Annotated in this window: 17 protein-coding genes; 9 read left to right on the forward strand and 8 right to left on the reverse strand. The window is 67.2% G+C overall.

Annotated elements, in window-relative coordinates:
• Positions 1-163: 163 nt before the first annotated feature.
• The 3 genes from fmt to panD all read left to right on the forward strand — a co-directional run bounded on the left by fmt (position 164) and on the right by panD (position 2,309).
• On the forward strand, positions 164-1,069 hold the full coding sequence (fmt, locus tag QZX62_RS08050) for a methionyl-tRNA formyltransferase (RefSeq protein ID WP_294173524.1): 906 nt from the start codon (positions 164-166) through the stop codon (positions 1,067-1,069).
• On the forward strand, positions 1,066-1,806 hold the full coding sequence (truA, locus tag QZX62_RS08055; RefSeq protein WP_294173526.1) for a tRNA pseudouridine(38-40) synthase TruA: 741 nt from the start codon (positions 1,066-1,068) through the stop codon (positions 1,804-1,806). The genes fmt and truA overlap by 4 nt, the downstream gene beginning before the upstream one ends.
• A gap of 95 nt (positions 1,807-1,901) precedes the next feature.
• Entirely contained in the window at positions 1,902-2,309 is a 408-nt protein-coding gene (panD, locus tag QZX62_RS08060) for an aspartate 1-decarboxylase (protein WP_366926195.1), read from the forward strand.
• 9 nt (positions 2,310-2,318) lie between these two features.
• Here the strand turns inward: panD and trxB are convergent, their stop codons facing one another.
• From trxB to QZX62_RS08075, 3 genes are read right to left on the reverse strand one after another with little or no spacing between them, the layout of a single operon-like run.
• Positions 2,319-3,284, reverse strand: a complete 966-nt coding sequence (gene trxB, locus QZX62_RS08065; RefSeq protein WP_294173530.1) for a thioredoxin-disulfide reductase — start codon at positions 3,282-3,284, stop codon at positions 2,319-2,321.
• A 45-nt stretch (positions 3,285-3,329) separates the two neighbouring features.
• Complete coding sequence (locus tag QZX62_RS08070; RefSeq protein WP_294173531.1) at positions 3,330-4,490, reverse strand: hypothetical protein; 1,161 nt, start codon at positions 4,488-4,490, stop codon at positions 3,330-3,332.
• Positions 4,487-4,684 carry a hypothetical protein gene (locus QZX62_RS08075; protein ID WP_294173533.1) on the reverse strand — a complete coding sequence of 66 codons (198 nt, stop codon included), beginning with the start codon at positions 4,682-4,684 and terminating at the stop codon, positions 4,487-4,489. The genes QZX62_RS08070 and QZX62_RS08075 overlap by 4 nt, the downstream gene beginning before the upstream one ends.
• Before the next feature lie 137 nt (positions 4,685-4,821).
• On the opposite strand from QZX62_RS08075, the gene QZX62_RS08080 reads away from it, so the two are divergent.
• Positions 4,822-5,103 (forward strand): hypothetical protein, encoded by a 282-nt coding sequence (locus tag QZX62_RS08080; RefSeq protein ID WP_294173535.1) that lies wholly within the window; start codon positions 4,822-4,824, stop codon positions 5,101-5,103.
• Positions 5,104-5,124: 21 nt separating this feature from the next.
• Here the strand turns inward: QZX62_RS08080 and QZX62_RS08085 are convergent, their stop codons facing one another.
• The 4 genes from QZX62_RS08085 to tpiA form a co-directional block, all read right to left on the reverse strand.
• Complete coding sequence (locus tag QZX62_RS08085) at positions 5,125-5,433, reverse strand: hypothetical protein (protein WP_294173537.1); 309 nt, start codon at positions 5,431-5,433, stop codon at positions 5,125-5,127.
• Between the two features lie 54 nt (positions 5,434-5,487).
• A complete protein-coding gene (locus QZX62_RS08090; protein WP_294173539.1) occupies positions 5,488-7,119 on the reverse strand; it encodes a CTP synthase in 1,632 nt (543 codons plus the stop codon).
• Positions 7,120-7,201: 82 nt separating this feature from the next.
• A complete protein-coding gene (gene secG, locus QZX62_RS08095; protein ID WP_294173541.1) occupies positions 7,202-7,612 on the reverse strand; it encodes a preprotein translocase subunit SecG in 411 nt (136 codons plus the stop codon).
• Between the two features lie 60 nt (positions 7,613-7,672).
• Positions 7,673-8,434 carry a triose-phosphate isomerase gene (tpiA, locus tag QZX62_RS08100; RefSeq protein ID WP_294173543.1) on the reverse strand — a complete coding sequence of 254 codons (762 nt, stop codon included), beginning with the start codon at positions 8,432-8,434 and terminating at the stop codon, positions 7,673-7,675.
• 115 nt (positions 8,435-8,549) lie between these two features.
• Here tpiA and QZX62_RS08105 point away from each other — a divergent pair, with 115 nt between their 5' ends.
• The 5 genes from QZX62_RS08105 (at position 8,550) to QZX62_RS08125 (ending at position 12,973) form a co-directional block, all read left to right on the forward strand.
• Positions 8,550-10,481: a peptidyl-prolyl cis-trans isomerase gene (locus tag QZX62_RS08105; protein WP_294173544.1), complete on the forward strand. Its 1,932-nt coding sequence runs from the start codon at positions 8,550-8,552 to the stop codon at positions 10,479-10,481.
• Positions 10,482-10,500: 19 nt separating this feature from the next.
• A complete protein-coding gene (locus QZX62_RS08110; protein ID WP_294173632.1) occupies positions 10,501-11,070 on the forward strand; it encodes an aminodeoxychorismate/anthranilate synthase component II in 570 nt (189 codons plus the stop codon).
• Positions 11,071-11,125: 55 nt separating this feature from the next.
• A complete protein-coding gene (gene lexA, locus QZX62_RS08115) occupies positions 11,126-11,791 on the forward strand; it encodes a transcriptional repressor LexA (protein WP_294173545.1) in 666 nt (221 codons plus the stop codon).
• A gap of 1 nt (position 11,792) precedes the next feature.
• Entirely contained in the window at positions 11,793-12,158 is a 366-nt protein-coding gene (locus tag QZX62_RS08120) for a VOC family protein (RefSeq protein ID WP_294173546.1), read from the forward strand.
• Between the two features lie 308 nt (positions 12,159-12,466).
• Positions 12,467-12,973 (forward strand): hypothetical protein, encoded by a 507-nt coding sequence (locus tag QZX62_RS08125; protein WP_294173548.1) that lies wholly within the window; start codon positions 12,467-12,469, stop codon positions 12,971-12,973.
• 61 nt (positions 12,974-13,034) lie between these two features.
• Here the strand turns inward: QZX62_RS08125 and QZX62_RS08130 are convergent, their stop codons facing one another.
• Positions 13,035-14,663, reverse strand: coding sequence for a phosphoenolpyruvate carboxykinase (locus tag QZX62_RS08130; protein WP_294173549.1), 1,629 nt, complete (start codon positions 14,661-14,663; stop codon positions 13,035-13,037).
• Positions 14,664-14,785 lie beyond the last annotated feature (122 nt).

Consider the following 14,785-nt stretch of genomic DNA (forward strand, 5'->3'; position numbering starts at 1 on the left):
GCTCCGCCTGCCTCCCTCCTATGCGCCACCTCAACCCTCCGGTGAAGGTGACAAAGATCACAACGGTTCGGCGGCGTAATCCTCCAAACCCCGGAAATCCGGGAAAGCAGAACGCGATCCACAGTCAACCGCAGTCAAGCGCGCCGCCCCGGACCCCCCACCGATGCGGCTGATCTTCATGGGCAGCCCGGGCTTCGCGGTGCCCACCCTCGATGCGCTGGTCGCAGCGAGGCATGAGGTGGCGGCGGTCTACTGCCAGCCGCCCCGCCCCGCCCACCGCGGCAAGAAGCTCCAGCCCACCGCAGTCCAGACCCGGGCGGAAGCGCTCGGCCTGCCCGTCCGCACCCCCGCCCGTCTCCGCGCTCCCGAGGAGCAGCAAGCGTTCGCGGCGCTCGGGGCGGAAATGGCGGTGGTTGCCGCCTATGGCCTGATCCTGCCCCGGCCCATCCTCGACGCCCCCGCCCGCGGCTGCGTAAACGTCCACGCGTCCCTCCTCCCCCGCTGGCGCGGCGCAGCGCCGATCCACCGGGCCATCCTCGCCGGCGACGGGGTGACCGGGGTGACGATCATGCAGATGGAGGCCGGGCTCGACACCGGCCCGATGCTCCTCCGCGGCGAGCTTCCGGTCGGCCCCCGCAACGCCGGCGAGCTGACCGAGGAACTGGCGCTGCTCGGGGCCAGGCTGATCGTCGACTATCTCGCCAACCCCGCCGCCCACCCGCCGGTCCCGCAACCCGGGGCCGGCGTCACCTACGCCGCCAAGATCGACAAGGCCGAAGCACGGATCGACTGGACCGCGCCGGCGGAGCAGATCGAACGCCAGGTCCGCGCCTTCGCCCCCGCTCCCGGCGCTTGGTTCGAAGTGGCGGGCGAGCGGGTGAAGCTGCTGGCGGCTGAGGTGGCCGACGCCACTGGCCAGCCCGGGGAGGTGCTGGACGCGGCGCTGACGATCGCCTGCGGCACCGGAGCGATCAGTCCCACCCTCTTCCAACGCGCCGGCCGCGGACCTATGGCGCCCGCCGACCTGCTCCGCGGCTTCGCGGTCCCGGTCGGCACTGTCGTCCTGTGACCCGCTGGAAGCTAATCCTGGAGTGGGATGGCGGTCCCTTCATGGGCTGGCAGCGGCAGTACCACGGCCCCTCGGTCCAGGCGGCGCTGGAGAGGGCCGCGGCGGCAATGACGGGCGAGGAGGTGACCGCCTATGCCGCCGGCCGCACCGACGCCGGGGTGCACGCCCTCGGCATGGCCGCGCACCTCCAACTGGCGAAGCAACTCACCCCTGACCGCCTGCGCGAGGGGCTGAACGCCCTGCTCCGCCCCGACCCGGTCGCGGTGCTGTCTGCGGAGCCCGTGGCTGACGACTGGCACGCCCGCTTCTCCTGCACCGGGCGCCGCTACCTCTACCGCATCGCCAACCGCCGCGGGCTGCTCACCCTCGACCGCGGCCGGGCCTGGCGGATCGGGCCTGAGCTCGACGTGCCCGCCATGGCAAAAGCCGCGGCGATGCTCGTCGGCCGCCACGACTTCACCACCTTCCGCTCGGTCCATTGCCAATCGGACAGCCCACTCAAGACCCTCGACCGCCTCGACGTCGAGCGCGTTGGCGATGAGGTCCACATCCACGCCGCTGCCCGCAGCTTCCTCCACCACCAGGTCCGCTCCATGATCGGCTGCCTTGCCCTCGTCGGCCGGGGCCAATGGCGGCCGGATCAGATGCGTGACGCACTGGAGGCCCGAGACCGCTCGGCGCTCGGCCTCAACGCCCCGCCCGAGGGGCTTTACTTCGTCGAGGCACTCTATCCATAAGCTCTGCTGCACCTGCGGTTGTGCACTGCAGCACTTGATTGTCGACGGGCGCGTCCTCACCTGATAGTTGCGGCCCTGTACGAGGAGGATAAGCCTTGTTTCGGACCATGCTGAAGTCGAAGATCCACCGCGCGACGGTGACTCAGGCCGACCTCCACTACGTCGGGTCCATCGCCATTGACACGGACCTGATGAACGCCGCGGACCTGCTCGAAGGCGAGCAGGTCACGATCGCCGACATCAACAATGGCGCTCGGCTGCAGACCTACGTCATCCAAGCGCCTGCGGGCAGCGGCATAATCAGCATCAACGGCGCCGCGGCGCACCTGGTGGAGCCGGGCGATCTCGTGATCATCATGGCCTATGGCGTGCTGGAAGATGCCGAAGCGCGCGCGCTGAAGCCGCGGGTGGTGCATGTCGACCGGAACAATCGGGCGGTCGCGCTCGGCGACGATCCGGCCGAACCGGTGCCCGGCGACCCCGACCAGCGCCGCGCTGCTTAAGCGCCGGAGCTACTCCGCCGCGATCGCCTCATACTCGCGGGCAGCAAGATACTTCTCGGCATCGAGCGCCGCCATGCAGCCGGTGCCCGCAGCCGTGACCGCCTGACGATAGATCTTGTCGGTCACGTCACCGCACGCGAACACCCCGTCGACGCTGGTCCGGGTGGAGCCGGTCTCGACCGCGATATAGCCTTCGTCGTCGAGCTTGAGCTTGCCGCGGAACAGCTCAGTCGCCGGCTTGTGGCCGATCGCGACGAACGCTCCATCGACGTCGATCACCTGGGTCGCGCCGGTGAGCCGGTCCTTGAGGCGTAGGCCGACCAGCGTCTCCGGCTGGCCGCCTGCTAGGAACTCGTCGACCTCATGGTTCCAGATCACGCGGATGTGCGGGTTGGCGAACAGCCGGTCCTGCAGGATCCGCTCGGCGCGGAGGCTGTCGCGGCGGTGGATCAGGGTGACGTCCTGGCTGTGGTTGGTGAGGTATAGCGCCTCCTCGACCGCGGTGTTGCCGCCGCCGATCACCGCCACCTTCTTGCCGCGATAGAAGAAGCCGTCACAGGTCGCGCAGGCGGACGCGCCCTTGCCCTTCATGTGCTCCTCGGACGGCAGCCCCAGCCACCGCGCCTGCGCGCCGGTTGCGATCACCAGCGTTTCGGCTTGGTACACGTCGCCGCTGTCCCCGATCAGGCGAAACGGCCGACGGCTAAAGTCGACTTCGCTGATGTGGTCCCAGATAAAGCGCGTGCCGACATGCTCGGCCTGCGCCTGCATCTCCTCCATCAGCCAGGGGCCCTGGACGACGTCGCGGAAGCCGGGGTAATTCTCGACATCGGTGGTAGTGGTCAGCTGCCCGCCCGGCTGGATGCCCTGAATGACGATCGGCTGGAGGCCGGCGCGAGCGGCGTAGATGGCGGCGGTGAGGCCGGCCGGGCCGGAGCCGAGCACCGCCAGGCGGGTGGAAACGACGTTGTTCATGGACAACCATTTGGCGGCTCCCACCCGCGCTGGCAATGGGAGCGCTCAGTCGATCTTGAGCCGCAGGAATGCCATTCCGCCGATTGGGCGGGATGAGCCGTATACGTCCTGCAACCCGCCCGGCACGAAGTTGACCGCAACCAGGCCGCCCAGGCCGAGCTTCACATGATCCGCGAGCTGGAAGTCACGGATGGCCCCAGCCGACACCTTGCCCACGCGGAACGCTCGCCCATGATCCTCTCCCTCGGTTTCGATCAGCTCGTTGTTCTCCGTGATTTCGCCGCGTCCAAACGCCGTCCACAAGCCCTTCTTGAGCAAGGTCTCAGCGACCCAAGCATCATAGCTGTGGCCTTCCGCCTTGCGGCGCCCCCAAGCCAAGGTCGACGCCCATCTTACGCCCTGTCCGATTTCCCGCGCGTACATGGCGCTCGCCGACCAGCGTGTCTGGTCGATCCCCGGCTCAAGCTGCTCCGGCTCCTTGAGGTCGGCCCAGCTCGCCTGCAGCGCCAATTCGTCCGTCGGATTCCAGCTGACGCGTGCGGCGGTGGAATCAAGCGGACCGGTCTCGATGTTCCAGCGCCGCTGGTCGGGCTCGCGCCCGTTGAAGCGGGACAGCTCCAGCTTGAATCGGTCGAGCACCACGCCGCCAGTCAGCACGCCGAAGGTGATGTGCTGGGAGTCGAGCCAATGGTGGCTGATTGGCGCTTCGGGCGAGTCCATGATCGACTCGCGGTGCATGTAGGCGCCCGGCCCGAATGCCGGCTCGCCGGGCAGGCCGCCGTAGAGGAAGACGCTGCTGTTCGGACCGATCGGGTGGGACACGGAGGCGGACAGCTCCATGAAGAAGTCGTGCGGATGCTGCCGGTCGATCAGCCGGTCGCGGCCGTTCGCCGTTTCCCCGCTCGCCAGCAGCAGCGGGTAGCCGCGGCGACCCATCAGCGGGTCGGGGCTGAACCCTGCCCGGAGTTGCAGCGTGCCCTGGCCCAGCGGCCGGCGAGCCATGCCCATTACCATGCCGGACACGAAGGTCTTGTCGTCACCGCGGCGACCACCCTGCCCGCTATGGACCAAGGTTAGGTCGGCGTGACCCATCAGGTGCCAGTCGCCCGCCGACGCCATGACGCCGCGGTGCTCGCTGTTGTCCGGCTGCCATGCCGTGCCCGACGACTCGCGCCCTATCGGGTAGGAACCGAGAGCGCCGGTCATAGCGCCGTGGTCCGCGTGACCCGTGTCGCCAGCACCCGTTTGGGTGTGGCCCATCGTCGAATGATCCATTTGCGAGTGGTCCATCCGCGAGTGGTCCACTTGCTGAGGAGCCGGTGGCGGATGATCCACATGTTGCTGCGCTTGCGGGGCCGGATCTGGCGCGGGTTGCGGAGCATGATGTTCGTGCTCGGCATGCTGGGCAGCAGCGGGGGAAGCGGCGAGCAGGCCCGCAAGGCCTGTCGCCAGCAGAAAGCTGGTTTTCATCGGGTATCTCCCGCGACGCGGGGACGGCTGCCTGACAGAGGCGCCGTCCCCGCGCGCTTAGTGCTTAATGGCCGTGCTGGTGGTTTCCGGCATGAGCCTCGTCCGGCTTGGCCTGACTGGCGCAGCAATCGGCGCTCTTGCCCTTGCAGCAATCTGCGGACCCCGCCTTGTCCTTGCAGCAGGCCATGTCATGGCCGCTGCGCTGGGCGCCCTGATGCCCGGCGTGACCGGCCTGGCCGTGCCCGGCATGATTGGCATGGAGGTTTGCCGGGGCAGCCTGCTGCGCCGGCGCGGCCGCAGCCAGGGCAACGGTGAAGAGGATGGTGAGCATGGTATTGAACTCCTGTGACTGAACGTGAGAGGGCGTTCTTCAGGAGCGGGGTGGAGGGTCCTCGGCCTCGGACTGCAGCCCAGCAAGTTGCAGAACCGTGCTGAAGCTGATTCTCTTCTCTCGGGGCGGAGTAGCGGAGCTTGCCGCTGCCGAGGCGGGCAGCGCGGCCGGTACTGCAACGCAGCACCTCGCATCGTCGGGCTGCGGCTTGATCGGGTGCTGATCGGATTGGCTCCCCATGTCGGCACAGTGGGTCTGCTTGGCGTCGACGGTCATCGCCTGCGCAGGCGCTGTGAACGGCGCAAGCGTCAGCGCAAGAAGCGACAACAGGCGAAGGATGAAGCGCATGCCTTCAAGCACATAGGCCCGCGGCGGCGAACCCGCAATCGGTGCCGACAGCGGCTAGACCAGCCGCGACTGCTTAAGCGCCGCCTCGATGAAGCTGGCGAACAGCGGGTGCGGCGCGAACGGGCGGCTCTTGAGCTCGGGGTGGAACTGGACGCCGATGAACCATGGATGGTCCGGCCGCTCGACGATCTCGGGCAGGCAGCCGTCCGGCGACAATCCGCTGAACACCAGGCCGCCGCGCTCCAGCGGCTCCTTGTAGTGGGCGTTGACCTCGTAGCGGTGGCGGTGGCGCTCGCTGATGCGGGTGGCGCCATAGATCGCCGCGACATGGCTGTTGCCGCCAAGCTCCGCCTCATAGGCCCCGAGCCGCATCGTGCCGCCGAGGTCGCCGTCGGCGGCGCGGGCCTGCAGTCCTTCCCTGCTCATCCACTCGGTAATCAGACCCACCACCGGCTCGGGCGTGTCGCCGAACTCGGTGGTGTTGGCTTGCCCGATGCCGGCGGTGTTCCGCGCCCCTTCGATGCAGGCCATCTGCATGCCGAGGCAGATGCCGAAGAACGGAACCTTGCGCTCCCGGGCGAACCGCACGGATGCGATCTTGCCTTCTGATCCGCGCTCGCCGAAGCCGCCGGGCACCAGGATCGCATGCATCGGCTCGAGTTCGCCTACGATACCGCCGTCCTGCTCAAACAGCTCGGCGTCGAGCCACTTGATGTTGACCTTGACCCGGTTGGCGATGCCGCCGTGCACCAGCGCTTCGCGCAGCGACTTGTAGGCGTCGGGTAGCCCGACATACTTGCCGACCACGCCGATCGTGACCTCCCCTTCCGGATTGTCGAGCCGGTCCATGATCTCGTCCCAGCGCTCGAGTTCGGGTGGCGGCGCGTCGCTGATCCCGAAGGCGCGCAGCACTTCGTCGTCGAGGCCCTCGCGATGGTATTGCAGCGGCACGTCGTAGATCGAGCGGGCATCCAGCCCCTCGATCACCGCGGACTTGGGCACGTTGCAGAACTGCGCGATCTTGGCCTTGTCGCCGTCCGGGATCGGCATCTCGGCGCGGCACAGCAGCACGTCCGGCTGCACGCCAAGGCTCGAGATCTCGCGCACGCTATGCTGGGTCGGCTTCGTCTTCAGTTCGCCCGCGGCCTTGATCCACGGCACCAGCGTAGTGTGCACGCTGACCGTGTTGCCGCGGCCGAGGTCGTTGCGAAGCTGGCGCAGCGCTTCGATGAACGGCAGGCTCTCGATGTCGCCGACGGTGCCGCCGATCTCGCAGATCACGAAGTCGAGGCCCTCGATTTCGGCCAGTGCGAACTCCTTAATCGCATTGGTGACGTGCGGAACGACCTGGACCGTCGCGCCTAGGTAATCGCCGCGCCGCTCGCGGGCGATGATGTCGCGGTAGATGCGGCCGGTGGTGATGTTGTCGGACTGCTTGGCCGACACCCCGCTGAAGCGCTCATAATGGCCGAGGTCGAGGTCGGTCTCCGCACCGTCGTCGGTGACGTAGACCTCGCCATGCTGATAGGGGCTCATGGTCCCCGGATCGACGTTCAGATAGGGGTCGAACTTGCGGATGCGACACTTGTAGCCGCGCGCTTGCAGCAGCGCTGCCAAGCTTGCCGAAAGAAGACCCTTGCCGAGGCTGGAGACCACGCCGCCGGTAACGAAAATGAACCGCGCCATGGGAGTCGAGCTTTAAATCCAGCGCGCGTCGGCAGGCAAGCGGATTATCCGTTTGGCGCCCAAGTTTCCGGAAGGGTGTGGCTTATTGAGCCAGCGGAACCGCGCCGTTATCGGCGGGCTGCTGCGAACCCGGCGCGGCGTTGTTGGGCGGCGCGGTGTTGGGGCCGGCGGGCGGCGCGGACAGCGGATTGCCGCCGGGCTCCAGCGGGCTGATCGGCGTCGCCGGAGCCACCTGGTTGGCGACCGAGGCATCCACCGACTGGGCGTCGCCCCGAGTGCCGGCGATAGCCGCCAGGGCGATGCACAACACCACGAACACCGTTCCAAGAATAGTCGTCGCACGCGTCAGGAAATCAGCCGCGCCGCGTGCCGTCATCAGTCCGGCCGAGCTGCCGCCTACCCCCAGCCCGCCACCTTCCGAGCGCTGCATCAGGATCACGGCGGCAAGCGCCAGCGCGACCAGCGTCTGGACGATCAATAGGAAGGTAAACATCGGTGGCGACCGCTTTCTCGAAAGATCAGGTGCGGCACTTAGCGGCCAGGCGTCCTGAGTTCAACGTGCGGCCGCCTCCACGATCGGCAGGAAGTCCGCCGCCCTGAGGCTCGCCCCGCCGACCAGCGCACCGCCGACATCCGGGATGGCGAAGATCTCGGCCGCGTTGGACGGCTTGACTGAGCCACCGTAGAGAATGCGCACTTGCCCGCCCGCGTCGCCGTACGCCGCGAGCAACCGCTGGCGCAACGCCCGATGCATTTCGGCGATATCTTCGGTGGTCGGGATTTTGCCCGTACCGATCGCCCAGATCGGCTCGTAAGCGATCGCCAGACTGTCAGGCACCGCTCCCGCCGCCGCCTCGCCACCCGGAAGCGAAGCGTCGAGCTGCCCGCAAACGACCTCCACCGCGCGCCCGGATCCCCGCTCGCCATCGCTCTCCCCGACGCACAGGATCACCCGCAAGTCGGAACGCAGCGCCGCCTCCGCCTTGGCGCGGACGCAGCTGTTGTCCTCCCGGTGCGCGTCGCGGCGCTCGCTGTGCCCGACGATGGTCAAGGCCGCACCCGCATCGTGCAGCATGGCCGCGCAGACGTCGCCGGTGTGGGCGCCTTGATCAGCCATGTGGATGTCCTGCGCGCCCACGGGGAAGCCGGGCACGGCTTCGGCCGCGCGATGGATCAGCGTTGCCGGCAAACACAGAGCGACCTCAACCCGGCCGTCCAAAGCGTGGGCCGCGTCAGCGATCGCCTGGACCTCCCGGAGGTCTGCCGAGGTGCCATGCATCTTCCAATTGCCCGCAACCAGCTTCGCGCTCGTCATTGCCGTTCAGTCTTCCATCCCTTGTTCGCCACGCGCCTAGCTGGCGCTCGCCTTGATGGGAAGCCGCGGCATCCCTAAAGCACCCGCTACCCCGTCCCCGCGAGAACCATCTTCCATGCTTTCGTCCGTTCGCCGCCTGTCCAAGTCCAAGGTCGGCACCGTCATCGTCGTCCTGTTCCTGCTGGCGATCCTGGCCAGCTTCGCGCTGGCCGACATCACCAGTCTGCGGCCGGGTGGGTCCTTCTCTCAGGGCGTGCTTGCCCGGGTCGGTTCCGAGCAGGTGACGGAAGCCGAACTGTCGGACATCATGCAGCGGCAGCTTCAGCAGCTGCGCCAACAGAAGCCCGACGCGACCTATGCCGACCTCGCGCCCGAGTTCGATGCCATCGTCAATGGCCTCATTCAGGAGAGGGCCCTGAAGGCCTATGCGGAGGAGCATGGGCTGCTGCCCTCGAAAAAGCTGGTCGATGCGGAGATCGTGAAGATCCCGGGCGTGCGCGGTCTGGACGGCCGGTTCAGCGAGGCAAGCTATCAAGGCTGGCTAGCGCAGAACCGCCTGACGGACGCGCAGGTCCGCTCCGAGCTTACCACCCTGCTGCTGCAGCGGCTGGTCCTGACCCCGTTGGCCGCGAACACCCGAGTGCCGGTCGGGGTGGCCCGCCCCTATGCCTCCATGCTGCTCGAGCAGCGCTCGGGACAGGTCGCGCTGGTGCCCACCACCGCTTACCAAGCCGGCCCCGCGCCGACCGATGCCGAACTCCAGGCCTTCTACAACCAATATCGTGACCTTTATCTGGTCCCCGAACAGCGGGTGGTTCGCATTGCCCGGATCGGCCCGGAGCAACTTGAAAACATCGCCGCGACTGACGCAGAGATCGCCGCATACTACAATGCCAATCGCGCCAGCTACGCGGGCGGCGAAACGCGCGTGCTGAGCCGGGCTTCGGTGGCCGGCCGCAGCGCCGCCGCGCAGATTGCGGCACGGGCGAGGTCCGGGACCTTCGCCGCGGCTGCCGCTCCCGCCGGCTTCAGCGCCGCCGATGTCGCGCTCGGCGCCCAGAGCCGCGAGCAGCTTGCCGGCTTGGCGGGCGCCGAGGTTGCCGCGCAGGTGTTCGCCGCACCTGCGGGAACCGTGATCGGCCCGGTCCAGTCCAGCACGGGCTTCGACGTCATCAAGGTCGAGTCGATCAACCGTACTCCCGGCAAGACGCTCGAGCAGGCGCGAACCGAGATCTCCGGGAGGCTGTCCGCGAATAAGCGCAAGAACGCTCTCACGGACCTGGTCGCCCGGGTCGAGGAACAGCTTGCCGACGGCCGCAACTTCCAGGAGGTCGCCGCCGCCAACCGGCTGCCGGTCCTCAGCACTCCACCCGTGCTCGCCAACGGCACCTCGCCCAGCGATCCAAACTTCCGCTTGCCGGCCGAGTACGCCGCCCTTCCCACCGTCGCCTTCGACCTTGCCCCCGACGACGACCCGATAGTGGAAGAGCTGCCGGGAGAAGCGGGCTACGCGCTGGTCGCGACCGGCGATGTCACTCCGGGGGCGCCAGCGCCGCTCGCCTCCATCCGCGAACGGGTAGCAGCCGACTTCCGGACCAAGCGCGCCTTGGACCGGGCCCGAGCCGTTGCCAACCAGGTGGTCGCCAAGGCTAGCTCGGGTATGCCTCTGGCGCGCGCGTGGAGCGAAGCGGGCGCACCCGCGTCCTCCGCGCCGCGCCCCCTGCAGGTCCGGAGGCTTGAGCTGGCTGAGCTCCAAGGCCAAGTACCGGCACCGCTCCGCATGTTGTTCAGCCTTGCGCCGGGGAAGACCCGCATCGTGGCGGCTCCGAACAACGGCGGTTATTTCGTGGTCCGCTTGGAGCGGATCGTTCCCGGCGACGCCCTCAGCCAGCCCGGGCTGATCTCGCAGGTCCAAGCCGATTTCAATCGTCAGGCCGGAAGCGAGCTGGTCGCACAGTTCCTCTCGGCGGCGCAGCGCGAACTGGGTGTGCGCCGCAACGAGACGGCGATCGCCGCCGCCAAGCGGCGTTTCACCAGCGGCGGTTGAGCGCGGCTCGGGCATGGGCATGCCCTCCATCCTGGTCCTGGACAATCAGGACAGCTTCACCTTCACCCTGGTCGACTATCTCACGACGCTTAGCGCGAAGGTGCGGGTGGTCCGAAGCGACCAAGTGACCCTCGCGGAGGTTCTGAACAGCCCTTTCGACGGCTTCCTGATCTCGCCCGGACCTGGTCGCCCCGACGCCGCCGGCATCTCGGTGGAACTCTCCGCGGCCTGCATCGCTGAGGCGCGTCCGCTACTCGGAGTTTGCCTCGGCCATCAGGCGATCGGGCTCGCAGTCGGCGCGGAGGTCGAGCAAGTGCCTCCGGTGCACGGCAAGACGTGCGCGGTCACCCATGACGAAAGTGGGCTGTTCGCACGTCTGCCTTCGCCGCTTAATGCCACCCGCTACCACTCGCTGGCGGTCACGGCCTACCCCAGCGCGCTGCGTCCGAATGCCTGGGCTGCGGATGGCACCGTGCAAGGCTTTCGCCACGCCCATGCGCCGGTGCATGGGGTGCAATTCCATCCGGAAAGCGTGGCGTCGCAACACGGCCACGCGCTGCTCCGCAACTTCCTCGACCTGTGCAGTTGACAAGCCGCTACAATGTTCTTTACACGTTCTCCGTCTGTTCACCAGGGAGAGTGGCATGCTCACGGCTAAGCAGCGCGAACTCTTGCAATTCATTCACGATCGTCTGGGCAAGAGCGGCGTGTCGCCGAGCTTCGACGAGATGCGGGAAGCGCTCGACCTCAAGAGCAAGTCGGGGGTTCACCGCTTGATCTCCGCTTTGGAGGAGCGTCAGTTCATCCGGCGGCTGCCCAACCGTGCGCGGGCGTTGGAAGTCTTGCGCATGCCCGATGCCGGCGGTGCGGTGGGTGAAGGCAAGTTGCCCGCGGCTGCGCCCCTGCGAACTGTGCGCACTCCGGCCAATGATACGATCGCCATTCCGCTCCATGGCCGCATCGCCGCGGGAACGCCGATCGAGGCGTTGCAGGGGACTGAAGCCTTTTCGGTGCCGGCGGCATTGCTCGGCCCCGGCGAGCACTACGCGTTGGAAGTCGCGGGGGATTCTATGGTCGAAGAAGGCATCCTCGACGGCGACTATGCGCTGATCCGCAAGATCGATGCGGCGCGCGACGGCGAGATCGTGGTCGCGCTGATCGACGATGAAGAAGCGACCCTGAAGACCTTCCGCCGCGAAGGCAGCATGATTCGGCTCGATCCCGCCAACCGCTCCTACAAGCCGCAGCGCTATGCAGAGGACCGGGTCAAGATCCAGGGTCGCCTCGCTGGGCTGATCCGGCGTTACTGAGATGGATGGCGATAGTGGAGCAGGTACGCGGATCGACTATGTCGAGCTGCCTTCGCTTACCGCGCACGAGCTGACCCGCGCCTTTTACGCCAAGGCTTTCGGCTGGAACTTCACCGACTACGGCCCGGATTACGCCGCAACGACCAACGGTGTGGTCGACGTCGGCCTGAACGGCACGCCCGAGGACTCGATCTCCGCACCTTTGCCGGTGGTTCGGGTCGCGGATCTTGAAGCAGCGCTGGCCGCGGTGGTGGAGGCAGGGGGCATTGTCGCCCGGCCGATCTACGCTTTCCCAGGCGGACGACGGTTTCACTTCATTGATCCTTCGGGCAGCGAATTGGCGGTCTGGCAGCCGGCAGAGCACTAAGCGCTCTCGGCGCTGTCGCCCGTAGCGACGGATCAGGCCGGCCGATGCATAAGGCACTCGCGCCTGTGCTCAGGGTGTCCCGTGTTGCTTCAGGCTGACGTGTCGCTTTCGACGCCCGGTATGGGCGTCAGCGGTCTCTCACCCCGACCTCGCATTGCTCAGCAAAAGATCAGGCGGTGCTCATGCCGCTCACGCGATTGCCGTGCAGGGTGGACTCTCCTTATTTCGGAGGGACAACCATGACCAACGACGTAAACAGACAGGCTGCCAGGGTAAACTGGCGTATCATTTGCTGGGGGATAGCAGGCTTGGTTCTGCTTCTGCCACTGGCGGCCATGCAGCTCACGGACGAGGTCCGCTGGAACGGTGCCGACTTCATCTTCGCAGGAGTGCTCATTGGCGCCGTCGGCCTCACCTACGAGCTGGCGGTGAGCAGGACCCGAGACCGGGCGTACCGGGCGGGCGTGGGAGTGGCGCTGGCCGCCACCTTTTTGCTCGTCTGGGCCAATGGCGCGGTCGGGTTGATCGGAAGCGAGGACAACCCGGCCAATCTGCTGTTCGGCTTGGTCCCGCTTACCGCGCTGGTCGGCGCGATGCTGGCCGCCTTCCGGCCGGCCGGGATGGCCCGGGCCTTGCTCGCGGCCGCCATCGTCCAGCTGCTCGTCACCAGCACCGTCCTCGCGATCGGCTGGGGCGCGCGCTCACCGGTCTGGCCGCGTGAATTCGTCTTGGCTGGAGGAGGGTTCTGCGGCCTCTGGCTCGCTTCCGCCTGGTTGTTCGGCAAGGCGGCGCGAACCGCGCCCGCGGCCAGGTAGACCAAGAGATCCGGTAGCCAGCCCCTCAACGCTAATCCCGGTCCGAGGGCTTCTGCCAGCCTCAGGCTACCGTTGCCGCCGCGTCCTGCCGTTGCCCGACCTGCGGCCGGCAGGACCGCACGCCCTCGTCGACATGTTCAGCAAATTGTTCGAAATTGTCGCAGAACAGGTCGACCAGTTTGGCCGCGGTGGTGTCGAACTCTTGCCTGTCGGCCCAGGTCGAACGCGGGTCGAGAATGGCGCTGTCCACGCCCGGCACCGCCACCGGCACCTCGAACCCGAAATACGGGTCCTTGCGGAACTCGGCATCGTTCAACGAGCCATCGAGCGCGGCGTTGAGCAATGCCCGGGTCGCCTTGATCGGCATGCGCTTGCCCGTGCCGTACTTGCCGCCCGTCCAGCCGGTGTTGACCAGCCAGCAACTGACTCCGCCCCGGGCGATCCGCTCCTTCAGCAGGTTGCCGTACACGGAAGGGTGTCGCGGCATGAAGGGCGCGCCGAAGCAGGTGGAGAAGGTCGCTTCCGGCTCGGTGACCCCGATCTCGGTTCCGGCCACCTTGGCGGTGTAGCCCGACAGGAAGTGGAACATCGCCTGATCGGGAGTCAGCCGGGCGATCGGCGGCAGCACCCCGAACGCGTCCGCGGTCAGCATGACGATGTTCTGCGGAACCGGCCCCATGTTCCGCTCCGACGAGTTCGGGATAAACTCGATTGGGTAGGCGCCGCGGCTGTTCTCGGCCAGGCTGTTGTCGTTGAGGTCGAGCTCGCGCGTCTCCGGATCCATGACCACGTTCTCGAGCACGGTGCCGAAGCGCCGGGTCGTCGCGTGGATCTCCGGCTCGGCCTCGGCCGACAGGCGGATCATCTTGGCATAGCAGCCGCCCTCGAAGTTGAAGACCGCCGTGTCCGACCAGCCATGCTCGTCGTCGCCGATCAGGGTCCGGCTGGGATCGGCGGACAGGGTGGTTTTGCCGGTGCCGGACAGGCCGAAGAACACCGCGGTGTCGCCGTTCGGACCGATGTTGGCGGAACAGTGCATCGGCATGATGCCCTGCTCGGGCAGCAGGAAGTTGAGCAGGCCGAACACGCTCTTCTTCATCTCGCCGCCATATTCGGTGCCGCCGATCAGGATCAGCTTCTTGCTCAGATTGATGGCGATCACTGTCTCCGACCGGCAGCCGTGGCGCTCGGGATCGGCCTTGAAGCTCGGCAGGTCGATGATGGTATAGTCGGGCACGAAGTTCGCCAGCTCCGCGGCCTCCGGGCGCACCAGCATCGTGCGGATGAACAGATTTTGCCAGGCCAGCTCGTTGATCACCCGAACCTTGACCCGATGCTCGGGCTGCGAGCCGCCGTGAAGATCCGCCACGAACAAGGTCGGCTTGTCGGCCAGCGCCTCCAGGAAATCCTCGTGCAGCCGGTCGAACGCCCGCTCGTCCATCGGCTTGTTCGACTTGCCCCACCAGACGCTGTTTTCGCTCACCGCGTCGCGAACGATGAACCGATCCTGCGCGCTGCGCCCGGTATGACGGCCGGTCTTCACCACGATGGGGCCATCCTTGGCGAGCAGGCCTTCGCCGCGGCTCACCGCTTGTTCCACCAACGGTGCCATGGTCAGGTTCCAGAACAGTTCGGCGTTCGTCCTGATGCCCTGCGCTTCTAGGCCTTGCTGCGGAACCCGGTTCAACACGCACTTTCCTCCGACATTCAAAAACAAACGGCGGCCTGGCTCCCCGAGCCGGGAACCGCCGCCGCAAACGTATACGTAAAGTGCCTATAGCCTCAAAAAAGTTGCACCGTCAAAACGGGCGG

It is taken from the genome of uncultured Sphingomonas sp., from assembly GCF_902806265.1.
GTDB lineage: Bacteria > Pseudomonadota > Alphaproteobacteria > Sphingomonadales > Sphingomonadaceae > Sphingomicrobium.